This is a genomic window from Micromonospora sp. NPDC005206, assembly GCF_040608175.1.
Taxonomy (GTDB): Bacteria; Actinomycetota; Actinomycetes; order Mycobacteriales; family Micromonosporaceae; genus Micromonospora.
This window is the reverse complement of sequence record NZ_JBEXHU010000041.1, coordinates 1-26,627: the sequence shown is the minus strand read 5'-3', so window position 1 is coordinate 26,627 and position 26,627 is coordinate 1. Positions and strand designations below refer to the sequence as shown.

Below are 26,627 nucleotides of genomic sequence, written 5' to 3'. Positions count from 1 at the left end.
TCAGGCTGCCCTCAGCTCCACCGCCCTGCTGCGACAGGGTCAGCGGTGAAGGTCTCCCACCTCCACTCGAAACAGCAGCGCCTCACGGCGCACGGATCCGCGACGTGACCTTCGCCGAAGACGCCAGTCAGGTCCGCTCCCAGAACACCCCCGCCGTCATGGCCGCCCTGCGCGACATCATCCGCAGCACGTTCCACCTCACCGGCTGGGCGAACACCGCCAGCGCCCGCCGCGCCCACGCCACCCCCAAATGCCGCCCTCACCCTCCACGGCATCCCATGATCAACCGGACATTCCCGGAACACTCCGGGGCCCTGGTCGCGCTGCACCTGACCCATTTCGAATACAAATACCTACCGCGAAGTCGCTGAGATTACTTCATTGGATGTCCGATTTTCTCGTTGGCTCGGAGTGTTCGACCAACTCGATCTCGCCCTACTCGATTGCGTGGATTGGCCTACCGGCGACGTCTCACACGAGGTCCGACGGCGAACGTCACCCGTCGAGCATGAACTCCTCGCCACACCGAAAAAACCCAGACGGCAATTGGTGTGGCCGCTTCACGAGCGTCCGCTGCCGTGCGGCGACCCGGGCAACTGTCACCGGTTACGTGGCCGGCAACCCGGCCACGGTCAGGGGGCCTCGTCAAACATGAAAATCCATCGGTTAAACTTGCTCGTCAATGACCTTCCTCGACTACATCTCCGGCGTGCCCGCGTATCTGGAACGAGAGTGGTCTGACCTACTCGAGCTGACCTTCGAGCATTTGCTTGTGGTGCTCGTCACAATCGTGTTGGCGACTGTGATCGCGCTCGGGTTGGGCCTGGCAACTTATCGCAACCGGAACGGAGCCAGAGCCGTACTCACGGTGACCGGCACGTTCCTGACCGTCCCGTCGTTCGCCCTGTTCGGACTGTTCATACCGATTTTCGGTCTCGGGGCCGTGCCCACGGTCGTCGCATTGGTGCTGTACTCACTGCTTCCCATCGCGCGCAACACGATCACTGGGCTGCGTTCGGTCGATCCAGCTATTGTCGAATCGGCGCAGGGCATGGGGCTCTCCCACCGCCAACGGCTGCTCCGCATCGAGCTACCGCTCGCCTGGCCGGTCATCATGACCGGCGTACGCGTGTCGACCCTGATGATCGTTGGGATCGCCGCCATCGCGGCCATCGTCAACGGGCCCGGCCTCGGTGGTCCGATCTTCCAGGGGCTCTCGGCGATCGGCACCCAGCGCGGCTTCAACCTTGCCTTCAGCGGAACCCTCTTCGTGGCGATGCTGGCGCTGCTGCTGGACGGCGTCCTCGGAATGATCTCCAAGTTGACGACATCGAAGGGGCTGTGATGCCTGAGCATAAACAAGGGACCGTTACGGCGGCGTCCATCCGCCTCGAGTCGTTGACCAAGCGCTATCCGGGTCAGGCCGAGTCGGCCGTGGACAACATCACCATGGACATACCGGCAGGCGAGATCGTGGTTCTGGTCGGACCCTCTGGTTGCGGCAAGACCACCAGCCTGAAGATGATCAACCGGATCATCGAACCGACCTCCGGACGCATCTTCATCGACGGCGAGGACGTGACCCACGTCAACGCTGATCAACTACGCCGCCGGATCGGCTACGTCATCCAACAGATCGGCCTGTTCCCGCACATGACGATCGCCGAGAACATCGGCATGGTGCCCGGGCTGCTCGGGTGGAGCCGGGCCCGGATCTCCGAGCGTGTCGACGAACTGCTGGATCTGGTGGGCATGGAACCGTCGGCCTACCGTGCGCGGTACCCGAAGGAACTCTCAGGCGGCCAGCGCCAACGGGTCGGGGTCGCCCGGGCGATGAGCGCCGACCCTCCGGTGCTGCTGATGGACGAGCCGTTCGGCGCCATCGACCCGATCACCCGCGAGCGTCTCCAGAACGAGTTCCTCCGCCTGCAGAGCAACATTCGGAAGACCATCGTCTTCGTCACCCACGACATCGACGAGGCGATCAAGCTCGGCGACCGGATCGCGATCCTCAGGAAGGGGTCGAAGATCGCCCAGTACGACACGCCCGAAGCGATCCTGACGGCTCCGGCCGACGACTTCGTCGCGGACTTCATCGGCTCGGGGGCATCGCTCAAGCGCCTGAGCCTCAGCCGCGTCCGAGACGTGGAGCTCAACCAGTGGGCAGTCGGCCGGCTCGACGACGATCGGGCACACCTGCGCCAGGCGCTCACCGACAGCGATCACGGGTCGCTGCTGTTGCTCGACGAGAACCAGCGGCCGGTTCGCTGGGTCACCGGGCATGACCTGACACGGTCGGGTGAATCCCTCGATCGGGTGGGGCTTCCCGCGGCGGCCACCGTGGAGCCGCACGCCACGCTGCACGACGCGCTCAACGAGATGGTCACCTCGCGGGTCGGGTGCGCGATCGTCGTCGACGACCAGCGGCGGTACCAGGGCATCGTCGACATGCGCACAGTGATGCGCGCCATCGACGAGATGCGGGAGAGTTCCCGGGCCCGGGACCGGGACACGGCAGGCCAGCCCGCGGAGGCCGGTTAAGGTGGCCATCCCAGCATTCGGGGCCAGGACCCGCGAGGTCGCGCGCGACGCCGACGACCTACTCAGCGAGCTCGGCGGACCGTCCCGGTTCTGGCGGCGGTTGGGCACTCCGGTGCTCCTCGCCGCCGTCTGCGTCGCCCTGTACCTCTACGTGCGGAACCAGGAGCTCGACAGAATCTCCCAGGCGAGCCTCAACGCCGACACGATTCGCGAGAAGCTGATCGAGCATGTGGAGCTCACCTTCGTCTCCACCCTGATCGTCGTCCTCCTGGCGGTGCCGTTGGGGGTGCTCCTGACCCGGTCAGCGGTCCGCAGGTTCTCCCCGGTAGTGCTCGCCGTCGCCAACATCGGTCAGGCGATACCGTCGATCGGGGTTCTGGTGTTGATGGCGATCACCGTCGGCATCGGCTTCGGCCAGGCTGTCTATGCGCTGGTCATCTACGCCGCGCTGCCGGTCCTCCGTAACACCATCGTCGGCCTGAACCAGGTCGATCGCGCGCTCGTCGAGGCGGGCCGGGGAATGGGCCTGAGCGGCTGGCAGGTGCTTCGCCGCATCGAGCTACCGCTGAGCGTGCCGGTCCTGCTCGCCGGCATCCGTACGGCACTCATCATCAACGTCGGCACCGCCACCCTGGCGACCTTCGTCGGTGCCGGCGGCCTCGGCTTCCTTATCGACCAGGGGATCCGCTTCGATCGGATGCCCGTTCTCATCACCGGAAGTGTCCTCACCGCAGTTCTGGCGCTGCTCCTTGACTGGGTGGCCGGAATTGTCGAGGAGGCTCTGCGCCCGAAGGGGCTATGACCTCCGCGGCTTCGTCCTGAGTCGCTGACTATCAGAGGAGGAACATGAGGAACATGAACAAGCGAGGCCGTTGGCCGCTGCTCACCGGCGCACTGGCGCTGGTGATGCTCGTCGCCGCGTGCGGCAGCGACGGCAACGACGATGTCGCGGGCAGCGGAAGCATCGGGGAGAAGTTCGACCTCGGCGGCGCCACGGTCACCGTCGGCTCCAAGGAGTTCACCGAGCAACTCATCCTCGGAAACCTGACCAAGCTCGCACTCACCGCCGCGGGCGCCAAGGTGGAGGACCAGATCGGATTGCAGGGCAGTACGACCGTCCGCGCCGCGCTGACCTCCGGCGAGATCGACCTGTACTGGGAGTATCTCGGTACCGGCTGGGTCACCTACCTGAAGAACGAGAAGGGCATCCCCGGAGGCCAGGCGCAGTTCGAAGCAGTCCGGGACGCCGACGCCGCCAACGGTGTCACCTGGCTCGACCCGGCCCCGTTCAACGACACCTACGCGATCGCAGCGAGCAGCGAGACCGCCGAGCGGCTCGGCGTCGCCTCGATCTCCGACGTCGCCGCACTGGTCGCAAGCAACCCCGCGGACGCGACCTTCTGCGTCGGCGGCGAGTTCTCCACCCGGCCCGACGGCCTGCCCGGCCTGGAGAAGGCGTACGGCTTCAAGGTCGCACCGGACAACGTCTCCAACGTGCAGGACGCCCTCGTGTACAACCAGGTCGACAAGGGCGAGTGTGCCTTCGGCTCGATCACCTCCACCGACGGTCGGGTGGGTAGTCTCGGTCTCACCGTGTTGACCGACGACAAGCAGTTCTTCCCGCCCTTCAACGGTTCCGTGAACGTCCGCAGTGAGGTGCTCGACGAGCACCCCGAGATCAAGGACATCTTCGCTCCAATCGCAGCGGCCCTCGACGACGCCACGATGGTCGGGCTCAACGCGAAGGTCGACGTGGACGGTGAGGAACCGGCGGATGTCGCCAAGACCTGGTTGACGGAGAACGGCTACATCGGCTGACGACCCTGCCCCACGGCACCAACGTCGGGCCACTGTGTCACCGCCTAGGGGTTCGATCCCCTTCGGGCGCACAGACAATCAAGGCCGTGACCCGCGCAACCGCGGGTCACGGCCTTGGTCGCTTCTGCCGCTTGCTGCCCGCGCGACGCCCCTGCCCGTCAGAACTCCTCGTACACTGCCGGGTCCTGATCCCTGAGACGACCATCGGGCGGCCCAGCGCGGTGATGGCTCGACCTCGGCGTCGGTGAGCTTGATGCCGAAGATGTCGAGGTCCTCCTGCTGCCGCCGGGGTGAGGCTTCCTTAGGCAGCGGAACCACCTGACGGGCCACGTGCCAGGGAGGAGGGCCTGCGCCGGGGTGATATGTCCGCGGTGCCGGAGCACCCGTCGAGCACCCGTCATGCCGTCGTGCGGAACGGCAGGCGACCATTCAGGAGCCCAGCCACATAGCTACGTCGAGGCCGATCGGCCGGCCCCGCTCGCCGATTCGTCCCAACCACTCCGGCGTACGTAAGCAATCGGTAACGCAACGACGCCCGACCGTTCGGCCGGTGCTTCCGCAGGTTGTAGGAAATCACGCCGGAGCAGAGCAGGACCAGCACGGCCAGCAAGATGGCGAGGAGCACCATTCCGGCCTGGTCGTCGGCGGTCGACCCGGGCTCGGACCGGTTTTGGGCCGCTCTTGAGTGCTCGGATGCGGGAGCACTGCGGACCGGACCTGGACAGCCGCCGATACCGTGCCATCTATGGGTGATTTGAGGGCGGACTTCGCCGAACGTGGCGCGTTCTTTCGAGACACCAGCCTGCCGAGCGCTGTGCTGGCCAAGTACCGGCCCGGCTTGTTTCTTCGTGAGCCGACGTTCTGCGACGCCTCGGGGCGACCGGGTGGCTTCGTCGCCCCGCATCGCTATGTGATTTTCTCCGCCAATGCGCGGACGCTTCCGCTGATGCCGCCCGGGTGGGGCCTGTGTCTGTGGCCGAGGGACCGGCTGTTCAAGATTGTCGACAGGGTGACCGACGGCGTCCGTACTCAGATCACCCTGCTGGAGGTCCCGGACCGCCACGTCGCGGTGTTCTCCGGCGAGGAGCCCAACGGCATCGAGACCGCGTACGCCGCGCATGGTCGGGAGCTGTTCGAACAGCTTCGGTTAGCAGGTGTGGTGCCCGAGTTGGACACCGACCGGTGGCGGGAGCGGCTGGTGTACCCGGTGGGGGTCGACGACGAGGCTGGCTACTTCCCGCTCTACAAGCCGGCGGAGTACACCGACGGCGCGCCCCTTACTCAAATGGCGCAGGCGGTTCAGTATCAGGCGAAACGTCTCCTAGAGGCCGGCGCGTTCGGCGACGCGCAGGCGCAGCTGCGTTCGAGCGTCGAGCCGTTGCAGCCGTTCGCGTCCCGGCTGCCTGAGGCGCTGACGGGTCTGCTGGCGGTGCGCGCGGAGCTGCACACGCAGCTGGGCGACGGCAACGCGGCGGAGGCTGACCTGCACGAGGCGTTCAGGTTGTGCAAGCAGCTCAACGAGGATCGGCTACCGGTGGCTGCCATCCTGTCCCGCCTTGGCCACCTCTATCAGAGTGCCGGCGAGCTCGACGCCGCGGAGAAGCACTACCTGCACGCGCTGGCGATCAAACGACGGGTTGCCGGCGATCGCAGCGCGGAGGTGGTCCCGACGCTCGTGTCTGTCGCCGTCCTGCACGAGCAGCGCGGCCAGTACGCGCGGGCGCAGGAGCTGCTCGATGACGCACGCTCCATCACACGGGAACTCGGTCGGGACGACGACCCGGTAATGCTGAACAACCTCGCACGGCTGCAGCAGGCGCACGGCCGATACGACGACGCGTGGGAAAACTATCGGGCAGCGCTGGCGGCAACCCGCCCGTCCGCGATCGGGGGGCACCAGCACACCGCGCTGCTGGGCAATCTGGCCGAGCTGCACGCGGCGCGCGGCGACGCGGAAAAGGCCCTTCGGCTGCTGACCGAGGTACTCGACCGGCAGCGGGAGATGTTCGCCGAGCTTGGCGCCTACGGCTCACAGGAACAGCATGTGCAACTACTGAGGGCGTCGCGGGCCCGCGTCGCGCAGTACGTCGCGCTGGTGATGTCGCGGTTCACGAGCTCACCGGCGCGTGTCCGCCGGCTGGCGGACCTGGTGGTGGACCACAAGGGTCTGGGCATTGACTCGTTCGCGCGGCGGCGTGAGGCGGCCGCTGCGGATCCTGATCTGCGGGCGCGACTGGATCGGTTGGCCCAACTACGCGGGTGGGTTGCCGAGCAGCAGTTCGCCGGCCCCGGCCAGAGTAACCAGGCGGGCTTCCACGAGGGGCTACGTCGGGCTCGCCAGGAGTGTGAGGCGTTGGAGGCGGAACTTGCGCGGAACCTGCCTGGCTTCGATACGGGCCGCCTTGGCCGGCGGGTGGACAGTGCGATGGTGGCGCGGGTGACGCCGGCCGGCGCAGCGTCGGTGGAGCTGCTGCGGTACGGCGACTTCGACTTCGAAGCCGTTCGGAGCCGAGGCGAGCAGCAGTGGCGGGCGGCACGGTACCTCGCTGTCGTCCTGCTGCCCGAGCGGCCCGATGAGCCGGTCCTGGTCGATCTCGGGGTGGCCGCGGCAGTGGACGAACTTGTCGCGGCCGTGAGGGCCCAGGCCACCGGCCGGCGCGACCAACCCGCTGGGGCGCGGCAGCCGATCACCCCGCAGGCTGCGCCCCGGGATGCGTCGCAGCGCCTCCGGACCGTCGTGTTCGACCCGTTGCGCGCCGCGGTCGGCGACACCCGCCGGTTGTTGATCGCACCGGACGGCGACCTGCTGCGGCTGCCGTTCGAGATGCTGGCGACCATAGACGGCCGGCAGGTGATTGACGATTACACCATCTCCTACCTCACCGCGACGCGGGACCTGCTCCGGCTTGCCGCACCGGCCCGGCTCGCGTCAACGCCGCCGCTGGTGGTGGCGGGCCCCGACTACGACCTCGGGTCGCCCGCCGCCCTGGGTAAGCCGCTGGCGCTGCTGCCAGCCGCCGTCGAGGAGGGCGAACGCATCGGCAGGCTGCTGGGTGTACGCCCCAGACTCGCCGGTGAGGCAACGAAGACGGCGATCCGAGATGCTCACGCACCGGTGGTCCTGCACATCGCTACGCACGGTTTCGCCCTCAAGCGCCAACCGCCACTGGGGCCGCACGAGGTCACCGTCGGCATGACCACCCGCCTGGCCGACCCGGATCAGATGTCGCTCGTGCTCAACGGTGTCCTCGCAACTCCGGGCCCGTTCGTGGCCGCCGACGACGACTTCACCCGCATGGCCGGGAGCCGGTTGGCGAACCCGCTGTTGCGTTCCGCGCTCGCGATGGCCGGCGCGAACACGTGGTTGGGCGGCGGCGAGCCACCGGACGGAGCCGGCAACGGCATCCTCACGGCGTTGGAGGTGACCGGCCTGGATTTGGACGGCACCGAGCTTGTGGTGTTGTCCGCGTGCGACACCGGCCTGGGCGAGGTGGAACCCGGCGAAGGTGTCTTCGGTTTACGCCGCTGTTTCGTGCTGGCCGGCGCCCGCACCCTCGTGATGAGTCTGTGGAAGGTCCCGGACGAGCAGACGGCGCAGCTCATGGCGGACTTCTATCAGCTTCTGCGCGATGGGCTGCCGCGCGCTGAAGCGCTGCGCCAGGCACAGTTGCGCACCCGCGAGCGGCACCCCGATCCCCGTTACTGGGCGGCGTTCGTCTGCCAGGGTGACGACGGTAGCCTGTCTATATAGAAGCCTCACCCGTACCGGAGCTGGAGCCTGAGCGTTGACCGACCGCGGCGCATTCCCGATCGACGACTTCTGCCCCGAGTGTGAGCTCACCCATGGCCGCCACGAGACGTGGTGCTCCGCCCACTACGCAGGGGACGCCGGCATGCCGACCGAGGACGGCTGCGGTGCTGCGGTGCCGGTGCGCACCGATGAATCGCCTGCCGACACCGAGTAGGCCCACCACCATGTCGAACGGACCGCGCTGGCTGGTGCGCTACCCCCTGGGCACGACCGACGCATTCCGGTCCATGGGCACCGTCGCCGCGCCGCTGCTGGCCGGTTTCGCCCTCGCCACGCTCGCGGTGCTGCTCACCAGCGATGTGAAGGTGCGCCTTGCCGGGCCCGCCACGTTCGCGCTCGCCCTCGCCGCGGCCATGTTCGTTTTCTGTGTGCAGTTCACCGTCGCTGGGCTGCTGTATTCCGCCTCGCCCGCCGAACGCTCCGACTGGCAACCCGCCGCCAACGATTCGGACGTCGCGGAGCGGATGCGGCGGGTGCAGCGCAGGGACTACTTCCTGCAGGGAAGGTATCTTTTCCGCGCCCGGCTGACCTACGACGTGGGAATCGTCAGCCTGCTTGCTGCGCTCCTGGCCTTAGTCACCCCCCACGACTGGCTGTCTTGGCGGGGCGCCGCGTTCGCGGTGGTCGCGGCAGCCTTGGCGGTCGAGTTCGTCTGGGTGATCGCCGGCCGCACCCGCCACGCACCTGGCTGGCTTCTTCCCTCCTACCGTCACACCCGCCAGTAGCATTTTCTGCGATCGGAGACGGCAAGCATCGGCTGGCGCTCGCCCACCCGGCCGAGTTGAGCTGTAACTACATGATCAAAATGGCGGCTGAACTGCAGCTGTGCTGACTGTAAAATTGACGTGGATCCTGGGTGCCGATTTCGGGTGATCGTGGCACGGCTGGCCCGCGTCGCGGGCTAGCCATGTTCAGTTCGGCGCTCGGTCCGGTGGCTACTGAAAGGCGAGCCCCGCCGCCGCTACACAAGGCGCACCGTCACCGGTCGTCGCCGGCACGATCGACATCATGTGCGGGGACCTGTTCCAACAGACGCTCACCGGGAAGCGGACTGGCGACGTCCGAACTGGCAGATGAAGGGTCCGCAGGTTGCGCGTCTGCTGGCCCTCAGTCTTTCGTGGCCCCGCGCCCGACCCGCCTGACCCTGCCCTTGCCGGAAGCCTCGTGCGCCCAGGTCAGGCGGCATGTTCGTACTCGTGAAGGATGCCGCGTAGGCGTTCACGCCTACGTATGTCGAGGCGGGCGATCTGGCCTGGATCGGTGATCGCCCGAGGCAAGGCGTGCAGCGGTCGGGCGTTCGCGATGCCCTGATGCGGCCGATGGGAGTTGTAGAACCGCTGGAACTCCCGCAGGGCTCGGCAAAGGCGGCGCTGGCTCCCAGATCAACGCGCGGTCCAGCAACTCACGCCGACAGGTCTGCACCCTGCCCCTGCCGAATACCTAATGGCCCAGGTAGGCATCGAAAAAAGCGGTGCTCAGAGTGGGCGCCTCACCGGGTGATCGGTTCGAGGCGTACCCGATCCGCAGATCGCCGTCGGCGGCGGCGTCCTCGTCGGGATGGTCCTTTCCGCCCGTTCGCCGGCACGGGCCGGGAGGGGGCGCCGTCGCCCCCTCCCGGGAAACCCGCGGTGCTACTTGCCGGACTCGTAGAGCGCCGTCACCTCGGCGGCGCTCAGCGCACGGTCGTAGACGTGCACCTGGTCGATCGTGCCGTCGAAGTAGTCGACGGGGTTGCCGCCGAACTTGCCGCGGCCGATGACCAGGGGCCCGGTGGAACCGTCGCCGAGGCAGGCGCTCGCCTGCCCGGCGAGTTGCCCGTCGATGTAGAGGCGCAGCTGGCCCGTCGCCGCGTCCCGGACACCGACGAGGTGGTACCACTGCCCCGCGGCCGGGGTGGTCGGCGCGAGGGCCCGCACCCCGGCGAAGCTCATCGCGAACCGCCGGTCAGCGCCCGAGTACTGCAGGTAGAAGGCGCTGTTCGAGGCGCCGTCCTGGCTCACCACCGTCTGGAAGGCGCCACCCGCGCTGTCGAGCCGCACCCACGCCGAGGCCGAGTAGCTGGCGGTGGTGTCGAGGATGGTCCTGCCGGTGTCGACGTACTGGTTGCTGCCGTTGAACAGCAGGCCCGAACCCGTCTTGCCGGCCGTCCAGGTGGGCCCGGCGACCAGCCGGCCGTCATTGTTGCCCGCCTCGTCGTTGGCCGTGTCGCCGGCATTCTCGTCCAGCGGCCAGTAGCCGACTCCGGTGAGGCCGGGCGTGCCGGGCGGCGGCGGAGGAACGTTTGCGCCGGTACCGTCGGCCGAGCGGATGACCGCCTCGTTCACCGCGCGCACCTGGTCGAAGTCCATCTTCTCGACGCGCCGGTCGTAGGTGAAGAAGCCATTGACCTCGTGCTCGACGTCGGTGATCTGGGTGTAGACGCCGGCCGAGACCCCGCAGGTGTTCGCTATGCGCAGCAGGTCGCGCTGGTTCTCCACGTACCGTCGGGTCAGCGTTTCGGAGTCCGGCGCCATCCAGTACGCGCCGCCCTCGCCGAACCACATGTGACCGTCGACCTCGAGGCCCATTCCGCCGTGCTCTCCGTCGACGGCCACCCGGTCGGCGGTGGGCAGTGGCGACGCCGGACCGAGGTACTGGTGGTGGTCGATGATGTCCCCGCGTCCGGAGTCACCGAGGGAGTCGCAGCAGTTCACGCCGCTGTGCGCGTTGACGAGCCGGGTCGGGTCCTGCTGCTTCACCGAGTCGGCGATGCGGCCGGTGGCGCCCCGGTCCCACTCACCCCAGCCCTCGTTGAACGGCACCCACACCACGATCGACGGATGGGCGGCGTGTTCCCGGATCATCTCGCCGAGCTCGGATTCCCACTGCCGCTGCCACTCGACCGGCGGGCGGCCGGGCTTCGTCGCGGGCATGTCCTGCCACACCATCAGCCCCAGCCGGTCCGCCCAGTAGTACCAGCGGCCGGGCTCGACCTTGATGTGCTTGCGGACGGTGTTGAAGCCGAGCACCTTGTGCTGCTCCAGGTCGAAGCGCAACGCCTCGTCCGTCGGTGAGGTGTTCAGCCCGTCCGGCCAGAAGCCCTGGTCGAGGGTGGACATGTGGAACAGGATCTTGCCGTTCAACGTCATGCGAAGCTTGCCGTCGGCGCCCTTCGCCTTGCCGATCTCGCGCATCCCGAAGTAGGAGCCGACCTCGTCGACCCGCTTGCGGCCGTCGAACAGGCGTACCCGGAGGTCGTAGAGGAAGGGCGAGTCGGGTGACCACAGCTTGGGCTTGGCGATGGGTATCGTCAGGTCGGTCCCGGCCGGACCGGAGACGCGCGCGACGGCCTTGCGTCCGTCGTACGCCACGGCCTCGACGGTGAGGCCCTCGGCCCCGGATGTGGGGTTCGCGCGCAACCGCAGGGACTTGTCGCCCAGGTCGGGCGTCAGGTTCAGCGAGTCGATGGCGCCCGTGGCCGAGACGGGCTCCATCCAGACCGTCTGCCAGATGCCGGAACTGCCCTGGTAGAAGATGCCCCGGTCGCCGACCCGGCGCTGCTTGCCGATCGGCTGGAACGACGCGTCGGTCAGGTCCTCGGCCCAGACGATCAGCTCCTGCTGCCCGCCGGGCCGCAGTGCGTCGGTGACATCGGCGTCGAAGCCGTCGTAGCCGCCCCGGTGCGTCGCCACCTGGTGGCCGTTGACCCACACCTTCGAGTCGTAGTCGACCGCGCCGAAGTGCAGCACCAGACGCTGGCCCCGGCCGACCTGCCACTGCTTGGGCACGGTGAAGGTCCGGCGGTACCACATCCGGTCCTCGTGCCGTTGGATGCCGGAGAGGGCCGATTCGATGGGGTAGGGCACCAACACCCGCTCGGCCAGCTGCTCGCCGACCGGCGGAGCCTCGCCGGCGGCCGCACCGGCGAACTCCCACACGCCGTTGAGGTTCTGCCAGCGGGACCGGGTCAGCTGCGGCCGCGGATATTCGGGCAGCGTGTTGGTGGGTGAGACGTCATCCGTCCACGGCGTGGAGAGCGGCGGTGTTCCCTTCGTCCAACCGGTGTCGGCGTCGGGTTGGGGCGCGGCGGTCGCGGCGGTCGGCGCTGTGGTCGCGACCAGGACGGCCGCGGTGGCGAAGGCGAGGAATGGCCAGCGTCGGCTGGAGGCGCGTCGGGTCATGCGGTCGGCCCTTCGGGAGTGCGGACGGGGGCGGCGGCTGCCCGTGGTGCGCTCCGAGGGTGGGCGGTCGGGTCACTGGTCGATGTTCCCGGGGCGGGACGTGCCCGCTGCCGGATCCCACCACGCGCAGGTCACGGGCTGAACCCATTCCAACGTTGTTCTGACAGTGATGTCAATAGATATCGACAAGACTGAGCCGATTCGGCCACCACCGAACACGCTCGAACAGCGGGCAACCCTGGCGCTGACGGGTCGGGCGGGGAACTCGGCCGCCGGGCTCATTGGAGGGTCCTATCGATAGTCGGCGAAAATTCGACGTTCCACGCCATCAACGGTGATGGCTCCGCCGTGGGGAAGGATCCATTGCGGTCGGGTGTGGCCGAAGGGGATGCCGACGCAGACGACTGCCTCCGGGTTGTAGCGCGCCACGACGTCGACGACCGTGTCGCGCTGCTGCTCGCGTAGCCGTGCCCGATCCGCGGCAACGGGCCGGCGGGTGTGGTCGGAGACCGGCGGACGGGCGAGCAGGACCGCGTCGACGGCGCTGAGGATGCCGCGTTCACCGAGTGAGCGGACGATGAAGCTGACATCGCGCGCAGGGAGGAGTTCTTCCGACGTCTCGATGATCAGCACCCCGCCCTGCAGAATCTCCGGGGGAAATGGGAAGCGTCCCGCCGTCAGGATCCACTGGATGACTTCCAGGCAGCCGCCCCAGGTGGTGCCGGTGACCGCGCGGCGCGGCCCGTACCAGCTCCACGGCTCCGTCGGTTCGCGTTCTCCGAAGGATTCCAACGCTTGCGGATTGGCCCAATCAATTCCGACATCTTCGGACTCGCCCGGATCGGTGATCTCCAGCCGCTCCCCGCTGAGTAGCGCCGCTCGCAGCGACCGGGCGTGGATGTCGTCTACGGCCGGCCCGGGGCCAAGGTGCACCTGAGAGGATCCGCCGTAATAGCTGGCGATGCCAAGGCCCCAGAGCCAGTGGTGCACGTTGGTGTTGTCGCTGGTGCCCAGGAACGGCTTCGGATCGGCTCGGGCGAGGTCGGCGTCCAGATGCGGGATGACCGTGATCTGGTCCTCGCCTCCGACGACGGCGAGAATGCCGCGCACCTCGGGATCTGCGAAGGCGGCGTTGATGTCCGCCGCGCGCGCCGCCGCGGTCGCACCTACCTTGCGGGTGGTTGGGTATTCGACCGGAACGAGGCCGGTCACGTCAGCAAGCCGTCGCATGGCCTGCTCGTGGACTTCGGGATAGGCACCTGCTGCAGCGAAGGACGGCGAGAGGACTGCGATGTGGTCCCCTGGGCGTGCCTTTTGAGGACGAATAGGATCATGCTTCATGCCGAGATCCAACAGGTGCGCCAGTTCGTGCGCATCCCATTTGGGGCGGGTCACCGCGTTGGCCTGGATTTACCGTCGCTGTGTTGCCCGGGCGTCAACGGGCGAGCCGTACGGGGTGCCACCTTCAACCGGACGGGTGCCAACCCGGTGCCAACTCGCCCCGGACGGTGCCCTCACCCTGGATGGGACAGCCGCCGTCACGCTGCTCCGATGCCGCCGGAGGTAAGGAGCCAACGGCATGCAGGCATTTACATCTATGCGCCGGCCGATTACGGTGATCGCAACTCGAGTACCCAGTGGGTTGCAACCCTCACAGAACGTAGCTGCCCCTGCCTACGCGCGGGCAAGCACCACGTGACACGGGAGATTTGCCTTGGGTTCCGACGTTCGACAGCCCTCATCCGGTCAGTCACCAGCCTCCTCTCACTCCGCCGCCGTTCAGCGGTCGCTGGGGAGAGAGCACCTCCGCCGACGCCCGCGCCCGCTCTTCATGGTGGCGGCCCTGGCAGCGGGGGCCCTCGTCCTCGGCGCCACGCCCCTCTGGGGGTCGGACCGCGCGGACCTCCTCGACGGCGCGGCCCTCTCCTCGACCCCCACCTACACCGTCGGCCTGCAGCCGCCGCAGGATCCGGGGCCGTTCCCCGGCAGCGTGACCCCCACGTCCCCCACCATCACCATCGCCGGCCAACGAGACGGCGAAAGCACGTTCAAGGTCGTCAAGTACGACCAGGTGCAGCCGAAGAACCCCGGCCAGATGGACTTCGACCACTACCACACCGGCATCGAAATCCAATGGTGGCTGCGGAAGTGGGCACACGAACGTCCCGACATCGTCGACCTGCACATCGTCGGGGAGAGCTTCAGCGGCCAGTCGATCTACCAGGTGACCATCACGGACAAGTCCACCGGCGCGGACACCGACAAGCCGGCGGCCTACTTCGAGGGAAACCGGCACTCCGGCGAGGTCTCGTCGGCCGAGAGCTCGCTGTGGCTGGCGCACCACCTCATCACGCAGGCCGTCCGCGACCAGAAGGTCGACAAGCTGCTCGACGACAAGACCGTGTACATCCGTCCGGTCAACAACCCGGACGGGCACGACATGTACCTGTACACCGCCCAGACCAACCGGTCGACGGTGCGGCCGTACGACAACGACGGGGACGGCAAGCGCGACGAGGATCCGGGTGAGGACCTCAACGGTGACGGGTACCTGAGCCAGATGCGCCAGTACGTCGGCGCCGGCAAGGGGACGCACGTCGTCGACGAGCGGGACCCGGCCGGGAACGCCATGCTCAACGTCGGCGCGGGCAAGGGCGACTACCTGATGTTCTCCGAGGGTACGGACAACGACGGCGACGGTCGCTACGACGAGGATGGGGTCGGCGGCCTGGACCTGCACCGCAACTACCCGTACAACTGGCACGTCATGCCGGAGGACGACGCCACCGACCGGAACCTGACCCAGGGCGGCGCCGGCGAGTACCCGTTGTCCGAGCCGGAGACCCGGCACGTCTACACCTGGCTGATGTCGCACACCAACATCGGCGCCGTCAACAGCATGGACACCCGGGTGCCCATGCATCTGCGGGGGCCCTCGACCTGCGACCCCGTCGAGTGCATGTACTCGACCGACCGCAAGCTCTACGAGCACTTCGACAAGGCGGGGGTCTCGTTCACCGGCTATCGGCATGCCGGCAGCGTCTACATCGACTACGCCACCCGCAACGGTGGCCAGCCGACGCCGCTGTTCGGGCACGGCCCCGACTTCGGCTACTTCCAGTACGGCGCCATCTGGTACGGCGACGAGATCTGGAACGGTGGTGACTTCACCGACTACGACAAGGACGGCAGGTACGCCGACTGGGAGCGGTCGCGGTGGTGCGCCGAGAACGGGCGGACGAACTGCTTCCTGCCGTGGACGAAGGTGAAGCACCCGACGCTGGGGGCGGTCGAGATCGGCGGCATCAACCCGAAGTTCTGGTCGCAGAACCCTTCGGCCGATCTGATCGGCGGGTGGGCCACCAACCAGGCACGGTTCAACCTGTATTTGACCGAGTCCCTGCCCCAGGTCGACCTCAGTGACGTGAAGGTCAAGAAGCTCAAGGGCGCTCAGGGTGACGGAGCGACGCACGAGATCACGGCTTCGGTCCGGAACACCGGCCGCATCCCGACCGCTCTCGAGCAGGCGAAGGAAATCAAGATCGTCGCTCCGGACACCGTGAAGGTGGAGGGCGCGCGCGCCGTCGGAACCGCACCCCAGTTCTATCTGGACGGCGGTGACCGGCAGAAGGTCCGCCTGCGGGTCGTCAAGGCCGCCACCGACACCATCACGGTGAAGGCTGTCAGCGTCCGGGGAGGCCTGGACTCCGCGTCGGCACGGCTGAACTGATCGCTCGAGAGGTCCCCGTCCCGCAGTGTGGGGCGGGGACCTCGCCATGTCGGCTCTCCGAAGGCGGCGACGAGAGGATCCGGTCGGTCTTCTGCGAGTCGATGAGGAGCGCAGCCGCGCGGTGGACGACTTCGGTGCACTGGGCTGCTCGGCAGGGACTGATCGTGGACGCGGGACGATCGTCCTACGCGCGTGCGGTGGCCGAGCGCAGGAGTGCGCTCGGCCACCACGACCCACGTCAGGTCAGCGCTGACCCCCCAGGTACATCGCGTTGAACAGCAGCCGGTAGGTGCCGTGCGACTGGGCCCGGTGCTGCGGCTTGAAGCCGATCATCACCACCTGGCCGTCGCCCACCTTCGCGGTCACCACGGCCGCCTTGCCGCCGATGACGTCCTCGCCGAGGAGGAAGCCGCTCTTCAGCAGCTTGGTCTTCGGCCAGGTGGCCGCCACCGTGACACCCTCGGCGCCCTCGTCGACCTCGAACGCCGGGCCGTTGGCGACGAACGCCGACGCGTTCGGGCCGAACCCGGCGGCGACCGGGTCACTGGCGTCGAGGTTGAGGTTCAGCACCGACCCCGGGATGTTGTAGGTGGTCTCCGGTACCCCTTCGGTGACGTCCTTGACCGGTACGCCGAACGCCTTGATCGGCAGTTGGGCGGCCTTGTTCAGGGTCACCACCGTGCCGCCCGCCTCGACGAACGCCTTCAGGTTGGCCACACCCGCATCGGTCATTCCGCCGGTGTACTGCGGCGGCAGCGAGCCGGCCGCCCGGCCGTTGCGCATCGAGTTGTAGGTGGCGTCGGGCAGCACGATCGTGTCGAACTTCGCCCGCAAATCACCGGCCCGGACCGACGCGTTCGTCAGCTTCTCGTACTGAAAGCCGAACTGGTCCAGGATCAGCCGGGTCCAACCCTCGTCGTAGTTGTTGAAGCCGTCGTACAGTCCGATCCGAGGCGCGACGAGTTCGGTCACCTTCGCCGGCTTCGCGTCCACCGCGGCGATGCTGAGCCCGAACTGGGTGGCGAGCCGCGTCACCCGCGCGTCGGTGCCCGGACGCGGTGTGACCAGGAACGTGCCAGCCGGCAGCTTGCCAGTGCGGGTGGTCACCTCAGCGCTGCTGTGGAAGACCTTGTCCCCCGCCGCGAGCAGGGCGTTCACGGCGGCCGAGCTGTCGTTGACCCGGGGGTCGAGGGCGTACGCGTACTTCGGCGCACCGGCCACCGCGCCGGTCGGCACCGTCGGCCAGTCGACCGCGACGGTCTCGGCCCGCACGGCCTGATCGAGCTTGTTGACGGTGACGCCCATCTGGAACGAGAGCGTGTATCCGGTGATGTCGTACGGCGGCTCGAGCGGGCCGCCGGGGTAGAGCCGGCGATCCGGGTAGACCTGCGGGTTGAGCAGGTCCAGCACCGCCGCCCGGTACGGCTGCGCCTCCCGGACGAGGTAGCTGCCGGCCGGGTACCTGCGGTCGCCCACCGTGAACGGCTTCACCGCGCGCTCGACCCGGATGTTGTTCCAGCGCAGCTTGTCCACCAGCTTCGTGGCAGTCGGGAAGTCCGCCTGATCCGCGGGGATCACGTAGGTGGTTCCGGCGCCGTTGCGCCCCCCCTCCCGGGCCATCTGCGCCGAGCCGTAGAGCAGGGCCTCGCGGTCGTCACTGGCCACGCGCAGCATCGCCCACGAGGCGGTCTTGATGTAGTCGCAGCTCTGCGACAGGTGCCACTCGCCGCCCTTCCAGGGGCTCGGGTAGAAGACCGAGGGCTCGCTGGTGGAGGTGCCGTCCGCGAAGGTCTTCGGGAAGGTCGCCGGGTCGTAGACCCGCGGCGTCGCCGAGGCGTGCGCGGTCTCGGTCAGGATGCCGATCTGGTTGTGGTAGTACGGCGCGGTCCGCGCGCCGCCGTTCCACCAGATGTCGTACGACTGGCGGGCCAGCGCGCCGCCCTTGCCCTCGCGTTCCAGCCGCTGGCCCATCGCGTCACCGACGATGTTGACGCCCCGGACCACCTGGGGGTGGATGTTCGGGTTCAGCGGGTCCTCGTACGGCGGGATGCTGATCCGGGCGGGGAAGACCGCGGACTGGTGGACGTTGTGCATGACCTGCGGGATCCACTCGTGGAACAGTTGGCGCCCGACGTTCTGCGTCTCCTGCAGGTTGAACATGTACCAGTCACGGTTGTTGTCGTGTCCGGCGTACTTCTGGTACAGCTCGGGATAGCCGGCGTCCTGGTAGGGCCCGCCCAGGTTCTGCCGGTACCACTCGGCGACCTTCGTTCCGCCGTCCGGGTTCACGTTCGGCACCAGCAGGGTGATGAGGTTGTCCCGGATCTCTCGCGCCTCGGACGTCTCGCTGGTCATCAGATCGTACGCGAACTGCGGGGCGGTCTGGTGCCCGGCCACCTCGGTGGAGTGGATGCCGAAGTCGACCCAGGCGATGGCCTTGCCGCCCTTCGCCAGCGTTCGCGCCTCCGACTCGGAGAGCGAGTCGCCCTGCGAGAGGCGTACCGAGGTCTCCCGGTAGCGCTTGAGGTTCGCGTCCTTGAGGTTCTTCTCCGACGAGACGATGGCCATCAGCTGCGGCCGTCCCTCGCTGGTCTTGCCGATCTCCACCAGCTTCATCCGGTCGCTGGCCTTGTCGAGCTTGCGGTAGTAGTCGGCGATCTGCTCGTAGGTGGCCAGCTTGTAGTCGGTACACGGCGCCCAGCCGATCACCGACTCCGGCTTCGGTACCCGGTTCGAGGCGGTAGCGGTGGTCGCCGACGTCAACACCGGCGTACCGACCAGAGCCAGCGCGCATACGACCGGCAGCGCCGCCCGAGAGACTCTTCGTTTCACCTGATACCCCTTCGCAGTACAGGACGGAAAAGGGTCCGGCAGGGGCGGCCGCGCCAACTCGGATGGCTTGATTCAACAGGCTTCGATCGATGTCTGGAGCGCTCAGGGTGGCAATTGAGGAAATCTTGAGCCTCGCCACCCGCAATGAGGACAAACGAACGGCGGGCATCGACTGCCCGCCGTTCGCACGTTACTGGCTGAGCTCGGCGACCTCCTCAGCCGTCAGGCGGAGCACTTGGGCCGGAGCCGCACCACGCGCGCCGGCGTCGGTCGGCGGGTCGGCCGGCCGCCGCAGATGCCAGTCCGTCACCGCCTGGTAGGCGGCCACCACAGACAACAGCCGGTCCTCGGCGTACGGGAGGCCGCCCAGGATGGTGCCGATCGGCAGCCCGGCGGCGGTGGCCCCGATCGGGAAGGCGATCTCGGGCAGGCCCAGGATGTCGAAGGGCACCGGGTCGGTCTGCACGACCACGTCGCAGCCGTCGAAGAGCTCGTTGAGCACCCGGTCCAGCAGCAGCAGCTTGGCCCGCTGAGTGGTGATGAACTCGTTGCCACCCAGCAGCGCTCCCTGCAGCCAGCTGGTCACCGACACCCCGAAGCCGCGCAGGTCGGTGCGCAGGTAGGGCATGAACGGCTCGGTGCGCTCGGGCAGCCGGGCGTTGTTGAAGGTGCTGCCGGTCAACAGGCTCCACTCGTCCGGCAGCGGCACGTCCACCAGGGTGGCGCCAGGGATCGCGGCGAGCTGCGCCAGGTACGCCGCACGGGCCAGTGCGGTGGGCGAGGTGCCGTTGGCGAAGCCCGGCAGCACCCCGATCCGGGTGTTCCAGCGCAGCTTGACGCGGCGGCGGTGATAGACCGGGCTGGCCGCGTCGATCAGGTCGGGCACCTGGGGCAGGCCCTGGCTGCGCGGGTCCATGGAGTCCTCGCCGGCCATCGCGGTCAGCATAATCGCGGCGTCCTTGGCGTCCCGAGCCAGCGGTCCCGGATGGTCGCGGGTGTAGGTGAGCGGGATGATGCCGGCCGCCGAGACCCGGCCCATGGTCGGCTTGAGGCCGGTCAGGTTCTGCGCGTTGGACGGGGCGGTGATCGAGCCGCCGGTCTGCGTGCCGATGCCGGAGGTGGCCATCCGGCCGGCGACCGCGGTGGCGGTGCCGGTGGACGATCCGCCCGGGTCGATGCCGCGGTTGGTGGGCGCCCAGGCGTTCACCGTGGTGATCACACCGGCTGGCGTGGTGGCGCGGGTGGTCGCCAGCGGGCCCATCTGGGTTTTGCCGAGCACGATCGCACCGCTTGCCTTCAGCCGGGCCACCGCGGTCGCGTCGTACGGCGGCACGAAGTCCTGGAACAGGAAGGAGTTGGCGGTGGTGGGGACTCCTTCGGTGTAGTAGTTGTCCTTGATGGCCAACGGGATGCCGTGCAGCACGCCGTCTCGGGGCCGGCGTGCGGCAGCTCTCGCCGCCGCGATGGCGGCGTCGGCGAGCACCAGGTTGAACGCCTGGTAGCTGCCGTCGTACCGGGAGATGCGGGCCAGGTACGCCTCGACCAACTGCTCCGGGGTGAGGCTGCCGGCGCGGATGAGCCAGGCTGCCTCGGCGATGGTCAGCTCGGTCGGCTCGGCCAGTGCCGCCGGCCGGGGCTCGGTGTAGGCGTTGGGCTGGTCCAGTGGCCGTCTCCTCGTTCCCGGCCCGGTGTTGGTGGACAGGCTGCTGCTCGCCAGCGCCACCGAGGGCAGTCCGACGGTGGCGCCCACGGTTGAGGCGGTGGCCAGCGCGGCAGCGCGGGCCAGAAATGCCCGGCGGTCGACCGTACGATCGAACGGTTCGGACGTCATGCCTTCCGCCATTCCGTGCTGTTGGAGGGGTATAGGACCGGCACGTGCTGCTGCGACAGCGCGTTCGCGACCTCGGGATCGGTGCCAACGGGTGCGGGTAGCTGGTATGCGGCGAGCGTCGCCACGGTGCCCCGCACGAAGGAGCGCAGGGAGGCGAGCACGGAGTCCCGGCCGGGCGAGCCGGTCTCGGGGTCGGGGGTGGTCCCGGGCGGAAGTTGGTCGAGGTCGATGCCGAGCGCGGCGAGCCGGGCGCGGATCAGAACGTTCAGCTCAGCGTCCGTCGGCGGAGTAGGTGCCATGACACTCCCAGGGATGTCGTGTGATCCGGTCGAGGTGGACTGACCGTAGGCCGGGCGCCATTCGCGACAGCCCGCTGTGGGCACAAGTTGCGCAACATTTGAGTTTGCCGATCACCAGCGCCCAGCGTCGTGATCCGCGTGCTCGTTCCGGTGGCCGCGCACGGCAGCCCGTCACCGGCCCGCAAGGGCCGGTGACGGGGTCGGTGAGCGTACGGGGTGGACCGTCAGCGGGACGTGTCGGCGAGCCGCTTGTTGTAGACGTCGAACGCCACGGCGACGAGCAGGACGAGCCCCTTCACCACCGACTGCATCGACTGGTCGACGCCCATCAGCTGCATGCCGTTGCTCATCACCGCCATGACGAGGCGGCTCCGTTGCGTTGAGCGTTGCCAAGATCGAGGCAGACTTGAGCAGTGAAGTCATCGACCCGACCTGACCCGTTGCTGCCTCCGAAGTCGGCGTTCGCCGGGTTCCGGTTCCCGCCGGAGGTGATCGTCGTCGCGGTCCGCTGGTATCTGCGCTTCATCGGTTAAGACCGATGCGCGGACTACGAACGGACAAGACAGCGCAGGTGATCATCGCCGGACACGCGTTCATGCAGAACCTCCGCCAAGGACACTACGAACTCGCCATCGACACCCCGCCGACCACGAAAGTCGCCGCCGCGTTCACCGAATTCGCCCAAGCGCAACGAACACCCGGGCACGCCGTGACGAGGGGCGGTCAGCGATCTGGTGTCCCGAGTATGACGGTGAGGTCTTCTTCGGCCGCCAGCACAGCACCCTCGAACTCCAGCTGCGCGGCGGCCACTGCGACTGCCCGGTCATTGCCTGGCCAAAAGTGGGTGAGCATCAGTCGGCGGGCGCCCGCCCTGCGAGCCCAGTGACCGGCCTCGGTGGAGGTCATTAGATTGCGTGTGGGCCGGTTGGTCTCGCCGTCGCGGTCGGTGGCCTCGACGATGAACAAGTCGGCGTCGCGGCCGAGTTTGGCCAGCACGGGGGTCGGGCCGGTGTCTCCAGAGTAGGCCAACGCTATCCCGTCAGCTTGTATGCGGATGCCTGCGTTTGACACGTAGTGCGGGAGTGACAGTCCGGTCAGGTCGAACGGCCCCACCCGGTAGTTGCCGGGCAGCGGATGCATGTCGAAGACTGCGTGTAAGTCGACGTCCGGCTCCAGGCCGCTGATCCGGTCGAGCACGCCTGGCGGGCAGTACAACGGCAGCCGTGGTCCATCGAAGTCACCGTAGAACCGCATCCGGAACAGCCCGTGCAGGTCGATGCAGTGATCGGGGTGCTCATGGGTGATGACGACAGCGTGCACTGCACCATCTGGCCAGTGCCCGAGCAGCCGCGGCAGCGTGGCGTAGCCAAGGTCAAGCACCAAGCGGTAGCCGTCCCAGTCCACGGCGAAACCGCTACAGGCACGGCCGGGCTCGGGAAAGGCACCAGAACTGCCAAGCACGGTGACCTGTCGCATCCGCACAGGATGCCAGACCGCCAGCTATTTATCCGGCCTGGGCCTTCGAGAGTGGAGTGGATGACAGGCGCCGAATCCGCACTGTCAGTTCGGAAGGTGCGGATCCTCGTCGGTTCGGGCCAACGCCCAACTGAGTCCCCGCCGCTAGCCTCGATCTCGCGGTGACCACCGAACGTTCTCTGACACTTGAAACACCGCTGAGGCCACCAGTACGCCGGAGGCCTACTAAGCCAAAGCTGGCCCTATGTTTACGCCATCCCTTTCCAAGGTGAGCCCCGATGCGTAAACGTGAGACCGGCCCACATTGCGATGCCGACTTGTCAGACGGGGCGGCAATCCCCACGACGACCGTGGCCTGTTCTGGCGGTGTCCCGAATGCTGTGGCTGCTGGCATCGCTGGTCCGAAGGCGACGCGCGCCGCGCTAACAGAGCGCCACTTTCGATGCAGAGGGATCGTGCCCAGATGATCTTCACCCTGAAGCACTGGAGAGACGGGTTACCTAGAGAGCTACTTCGGTCGTGGTCACCCGGCAATACTTCCGTAACCACGCGCGTGCTACCGCGCAATCGGCTCGTGCCCGCATCTGCGGCGCGGCACCTGCGTGAGCGTCGCGCGATTCTCAGCAGAGCGCGACGCTGCCCCGGCGTGGACGCCGGGGCAGCGATCTATCGAGCCGCTCAGCGGTCGCCGATGCGCTCGTGGCCCTGGTGCTTGAACTGGTAGCTGCGCTCGGCCTTCTTGGCGTTCACCGCGATCGTTTCCGACGGGAAGGCGTTCTTGACGCGCGCGAAGTACCAGACGGCGTGCACGAGTGTGTTTTTGAACTGCTCCAGCGAGCGCAGTGCGTTGCCGTTGAGGCTGTCTGCCTGTTGCTGCGCGAGCACCGGGTTCGTGGAGTACGTCTCCATCGTCGAGGCCGGCGGCTGCCCCGTGACCGTCGAGTACGTATCGCAGTCCTCGTGGTAGCAGGGGTCGAGCTGCTCGCCCAAGACGCCACCGTACTTGGCGACCTGCTCAGCGGTCTTGTGCGCCTCGGCGCCGGCGAACACACCACCCGCAGGAATGCCGCGGTTGATGAAGCCGACGTAGTCCGAGCGGCCGTCGAACGGAATCGTCTCGCTGGCCATCCCGCGCTCGGACCAGTAGTCGGTGAGCACCCGCTCGATCACGCCGGAGCCCGCGGGCCCGGCGAGCTCAGACCCAAACGTCGAGCCGTCGCCGTCGTAGACGAGCCGCGCGAAGTTCGGCGAGGCAATCATGTCGGTGTCGAGCATCATGTCCGTACGCGCGACCTCGGCATCGGAGAGGTGGGCGGCGTAGTACTGCGAGCCGACCAGGCCGTCCTCCTCGCCGCCGAACCACAGGAAGCGGATCTTGTTACGCGGCGGTGTGCCCGCCTTGGCGAGCTGCTCGGCGAGCTCGAGCTGGAACGCCGTGCCCGAACCGTCGTCGTTGACGCCTGGACCCGCCGGCACCGAATCCAGATGCGCGCCGAGCAGCACCATGTGGTTCGCGTCACCGCGCTTGGTCTCGGCAACCACGTTCGGATACAGCTTCTCCTCGTCGACACCGTTGGTCGTGAGGTTGACGGTCGGGTTCTGGCCCGCCTCGTACGCGTTGTAGAGCTCCTGACCGACGGCGAAGCTCGACAACACCGCAGGCAGCGGGTACCCAGACGAGGCCGAGCGGAACAGCGCGTTGCGGCGACCCGCTGTGTCGCCCTCGTTGAAGAGGATCACCCCGACGGCGCCCGCCTCCACGGCGTTGTCCAGCTTCTGGGTGAACCCGCACGTGCCGCGCTGGATCAGCGACACCGAGCCGTTCGTCGCCGCCGGAAAGTCCGACATCTCACAGCCCGACGTGGTCCCGCCCGGGCTCGTGATCACGATGTCGTCCGTCGGGACGACCTTGACGTTCGTCAGCGACGTGGTCGGCGAGTGCTCGAAAGCGATGAAGTCGACCGACGGCGAGTCGTCGTCCGCGGCGCTACCGGCGACATAGGACTTGCTCGTCGGGGAGACCTGCTGCAACACGGGCGCCGCGGTCTCACGCCACTCCGGCATGTTGAACATCTCATAGCGGACGTCGTAGCCGGCCTTCTCCAGCGTGGCCTTCACGTAGGCCGCCGACGCGGTGTAGCCCGGCGTGCGCGTGTAGCGCGTGCCGCCGTTGAGGTCGGCGATGTTCTGCAGCGCCTGCTGATGTTCGGTGATGCCCTCCACGGTCACCAGCTGCTTTAGCCGGGTCGAATCAACGTCCGGCGGTGCTGCAACCGCCGGCGGCGCGCCAATGAACGCAACGATGATGGCGGCCGTAGCCGCCAGACGCACTCGATGCATCTCCTCCTCCTGACTCTTGCCTCCTGACGCTTGCCTCCTGACTCTTGCCTCCTAACTCCTGGGCAGCAACCCCCTGTTGGCCACAACCCTCGACTACCTGTCGTCTCTCCCATGTGGCGGTCACCAGGAGGCTGCACTCATCGAAACCAATGGCCCGGTTCTTCGCCCAACACATCTTCGGCGCCAGCCGCAACGCCAATATCGCCGCCGCCCCGGCCGGCACCCACGTCGAGATCCACGTCGGCCAGGACCAGTACCTCGACCTGGAGAACGAGGCGTTCGCGGCCCTCACCCGCGACGGAAGAAGATGCGCCGTTGGACCGAGGCCGTATCCGCCGCTGCGGTCCACCGGCCCCTGGCTGCTCACGGTCTGGGCAGGTGTCCCAGGTTTGCGAGGTGGCCGCGGTAGTCGTCGAGCAGTGCCGCGTCGACGGGTGGGCAGGCGATGCCTGCTCAGGCGAGGGCGATCGCCGGCAGGTCCCTGTGTAGTCGCGGCGCCCATTCCCACCGGCTGGCGGGCAGCAGGCTGGCGCGAGCGACGGCCGGGCCCGCCCACTCGCAAGGTGGGCGGCCCCGGCCGCGCGGCTCGCCCAGCGTCAGCTGGCGCAGCTTCCCGGCCGGGCTCTCGACGCTGCCGTCCGGGGCGTCGCCCGACGGTGATCGCGTGGGCACCGCAGGTCAGTCGTGGCGGTGACGCACGATGTAATCGATGTAGCGGATCGTGTCCTCGCGGCCGTCCTCGTTGATCGAGTCCCACAGGTCCGCCAGCCAGTAGAGAGAGCCCGACAGCCGAGACCGCAAGCGGGTCACGGTGTTCATAACGCCGGTGGGCCGGTATGACGCTCACCCGCGTCGGCCTCAGCATGCCCGATCGTTCCGCAACGCCTCGTGATGCACGCCGAGCTGCTCGGTCAGGCGCCGGATGACCGACTTCGGGTCCGACGCGCGGTACAAGCGCACAGAGCGCTGGCGTAGCTCGTCGGGGTAATCGTTCGGTACTGCCACGGACGACTTCCTCCCGCGGCCATCAGGCCATGATCAAAAAGCTCCATGAAAGCGGGGGCGGCCCACTTCCAAGCCTGTTAGCCGTCACCGAAGGTGACGGCTAACAAACCTGGTGCGGTGCCGGTGCCGGAGTGTCGACGATCTGGCAGGTCAGGTGACCCCGACGTTCAGGTAGAAGTGGCCGATCTTGAGCGAAAGCGAGGCGCCTCCGAAGTGGTGAATGAGCAGCGCCAACAGGATGACGATCAAGATGCAAACGACGAGCCAAATCAGGAACCACACGAACCCTGGGATCCCGTAGCGACCGACGCGAGCCATTAGGCTCGCCCCCTCGCGGTTGGCGCTGCAGCACACACTGTCAAGCCCCGGGTTTGATGGAGAGTTGGTTAGCTGGTTTTCAGGGCTGCGGTGACCGGCTGGGTCATCGCGTGTAGGGCCTCGTGTTCGGCGGGCGGGATGTGCCCGAGTTCGCCGTGCAGGCGGCGGTTGTTGTACCAGTCGATGTACTCGACGGTGGCCATCTCCAGGTCGTCGAGCCCGCGCCACGGACCTCGGTTGCGGACGAGCTCGGCCTTGTATAGGGAGTTGAACGCCTCGGCCATCGCGTTGTCGTACGAGTCGCCCTTGGAGCCGACCGAGGCGACAGCGCCGGCCTCGGCGAGCCGCTGGCTGTAGCGAATCGCTCGATACTGGACTCCCCTGTCCGAGTGATGGACCAGTTTGCGCAGGTCAGCGCCGTGATTCTCGCGGCGCCAGATCGCCATCTTCAGCGCGTCGAGAGCAA

Annotated in this window: 17 protein-coding genes and 3 pseudogenes; 9 read left to right on the top strand and 11 right to left on the bottom strand. The window is 67.8% G+C overall.

Annotation, left to right across the window (positions count from 1 at the left end; all coding sequences use genetic code 11):
* Positions 1–98: 98 nt before the first annotated feature.
* The 7 genes and pseudogenes from ABZU69_RS35265 to ABZU69_RS35235 all read left to right on the top strand — a co-directional run.
* Positions 99–239, top strand: a pseudogene (locus ABZU69_RS35265) (ISAs1 family transposase); the annotation flags it as partial.
* A 443-nt stretch (positions 240–682) separates the two neighbouring features.
* Positions 683–1,345, top strand: a complete 663-nt coding sequence (locus ABZU69_RS35260) for an ABC transporter permease (RefSeq protein ID WP_354968584.1) — start codon at positions 683–685, stop codon at positions 1,343–1,345.
* Positions 1,345–2,541, top strand: coding sequence for a betaine/proline/choline family ABC transporter ATP-binding protein (locus tag ABZU69_RS35255; protein ID WP_354968583.1), 1,197 nt, complete (start codon positions 1,345–1,347; stop codon positions 2,539–2,541). Before ABZU69_RS35260 ends, ABZU69_RS35255 begins: the two co-directional genes overlap by 1 nt.
* A 112-nt stretch (positions 2,542–2,653) precedes the next feature.
* The gene (locus tag ABZU69_RS35250) at positions 2,654–3,343 is read left to right on the top strand and encodes an ABC transporter permease (protein WP_354968582.1); all 690 of its coding nucleotides are present in this window, start codon (positions 2,654–2,656) and stop codon (positions 3,341–3,343) included.
* A gap of 53 nt (positions 3,344–3,396) precedes the next feature.
* On the top strand, positions 3,397–4,359 hold the full coding sequence (locus tag ABZU69_RS35245; protein WP_354968581.1) for a glycine betaine ABC transporter substrate-binding protein: 963 nt from the start codon (positions 3,397–3,399) through the stop codon (positions 4,357–4,359).
* An 814-nt stretch (positions 4,360–5,173) separates the two neighbouring features.
* Entirely contained in the window at positions 5,174–8,110 is a 2,937-nt protein-coding gene (locus tag ABZU69_RS35240) for a CHAT domain-containing tetratricopeptide repeat protein (RefSeq protein ID WP_354968580.1), read from the top strand.
* 224 nt (positions 8,111–8,334) lie between these two features.
* Entirely contained in the window at positions 8,335–8,895 is a 561-nt protein-coding gene (locus ABZU69_RS35235; RefSeq protein WP_354968579.1) for a hypothetical protein, read from the top strand.
* Between the two features lie 906 nt (positions 8,896–9,801).
* Here the strand turns inward: ABZU69_RS35235 and ABZU69_RS35230 are convergent.
* Together ABZU69_RS35230 and ABZU69_RS35225 are read right to left on the bottom strand one after the other, a co-directional pair.
* A complete protein-coding gene (locus ABZU69_RS35230; RefSeq protein WP_354968578.1) occupies positions 9,802–12,330 on the bottom strand; it encodes a LamG-like jellyroll fold domain-containing protein in 2,529 nt (842 codons plus the stop codon).
* Positions 12,331–12,621: 291 nt separating this feature from the next.
* Positions 12,622–13,671: an LD-carboxypeptidase gene (locus ABZU69_RS35225; RefSeq protein WP_354968585.1), complete on the bottom strand. Its 1,050-nt coding sequence runs from the start codon at positions 13,669–13,671 to the stop codon at positions 12,622–12,624.
* Positions 13,672–14,164: 493 nt separating this feature from the next.
* Here ABZU69_RS35225 and ABZU69_RS35220 point away from each other — a divergent pair, with 493 nt between their 5' ends.
* Positions 14,165–16,060 carry a M14 family metallopeptidase gene (locus tag ABZU69_RS35220; RefSeq protein WP_354968577.1) on the top strand — a complete coding sequence of 632 codons (1,896 nt, stop codon included), beginning with the start codon at positions 14,165–14,167 and terminating at the stop codon, positions 16,058–16,060.
* A gap of 243 nt (positions 16,061–16,303) precedes the next feature.
* Here the strand turns inward: ABZU69_RS35220 and ABZU69_RS35215 are convergent, their stop codons facing one another.
* The 4 genes and pseudogenes from ABZU69_RS35215 to ABZU69_RS35200 form a co-directional block, all read right to left on the bottom strand.
* Positions 16,304–18,892: a M14 metallopeptidase family protein gene (locus tag ABZU69_RS35215; protein ID WP_354968576.1), complete on the bottom strand. Its 2,589-nt coding sequence runs from the start codon at positions 18,890–18,892 to the stop codon at positions 16,304–16,306.
* Positions 18,893–19,082: 190 nt separating this feature from the next.
* Positions 19,083–20,723, bottom strand: a complete 1,641-nt coding sequence (locus ABZU69_RS35210) for an amidase (protein WP_354968575.1) — start codon at positions 20,721–20,723, stop codon at positions 19,083–19,085.
* On the bottom strand, positions 20,720–21,022 hold the full coding sequence (locus ABZU69_RS35205; RefSeq protein ID WP_109818861.1) for a hypothetical protein: 303 nt from the start codon (positions 21,020–21,022) through the stop codon (positions 20,720–20,722). Before ABZU69_RS35205 ends, ABZU69_RS35210 begins: the two co-directional genes overlap by 4 nt.
* 224 nt (positions 21,023–21,246) lie before the next feature.
* Positions 21,247–21,387 (bottom strand): annotated as a pseudogene (locus tag ABZU69_RS35200) (sugar ABC transporter permease); the annotation flags it as partial.
* A 161-nt stretch (positions 21,388–21,548) separates the two neighbouring features.
* Between ABZU69_RS35200 and ABZU69_RS35195 the strand changes: the two are divergent.
* A pseudogene (locus ABZU69_RS35195) lies at positions 21,549–21,710 on the top strand (IS6 family transposase); the annotation flags it as partial.
* Between the two features lie 35 nt (positions 21,711–21,745).
* Here ABZU69_RS35195 and ABZU69_RS35190 read toward each other — a convergent pair.
* The 5 genes from ABZU69_RS35190 to ABZU69_RS35170 all read right to left on the bottom strand — a co-directional run.
* Positions 21,746–22,498 carry an MBL fold metallo-hydrolase gene (locus ABZU69_RS35190; RefSeq protein ID WP_354968574.1) on the bottom strand — a complete coding sequence of 251 codons (753 nt, stop codon included), beginning with the start codon at positions 22,496–22,498 and terminating at the stop codon, positions 21,746–21,748.
* Positions 22,499–23,176: 678 nt separating this feature from the next.
* The gene (locus tag ABZU69_RS35185; RefSeq protein ID WP_354968573.1) at positions 23,177–24,838 is read right to left on the bottom strand and encodes a M28 family metallopeptidase; all 1,662 of its coding nucleotides are present in this window, start codon (positions 24,836–24,838) and stop codon (positions 23,177–23,179) included.
* Positions 24,839–25,291: 453 nt separating this feature from the next.
* Positions 25,292–25,510 carry a hypothetical protein gene (locus ABZU69_RS35180; RefSeq protein WP_354968572.1) on the bottom strand — a complete coding sequence of 73 codons (219 nt, stop codon included), beginning with the start codon at positions 25,508–25,510 and terminating at the stop codon, positions 25,292–25,294.
* 6 nt (positions 25,511–25,516) lie between these two features.
* Positions 25,517–25,639, bottom strand: a complete 123-nt coding sequence (locus ABZU69_RS35175) for a hypothetical protein (protein WP_354968571.1) — start codon at positions 25,637–25,639, stop codon at positions 25,517–25,519.
* A gap of 590 nt (positions 25,640–26,229) precedes the next feature.
* The coding region (locus tag ABZU69_RS35170; RefSeq protein ID WP_354968570.1) for an integrase core domain-containing protein at positions 26,230–26,627 on the bottom strand (398 nt) is incomplete at its 5' end.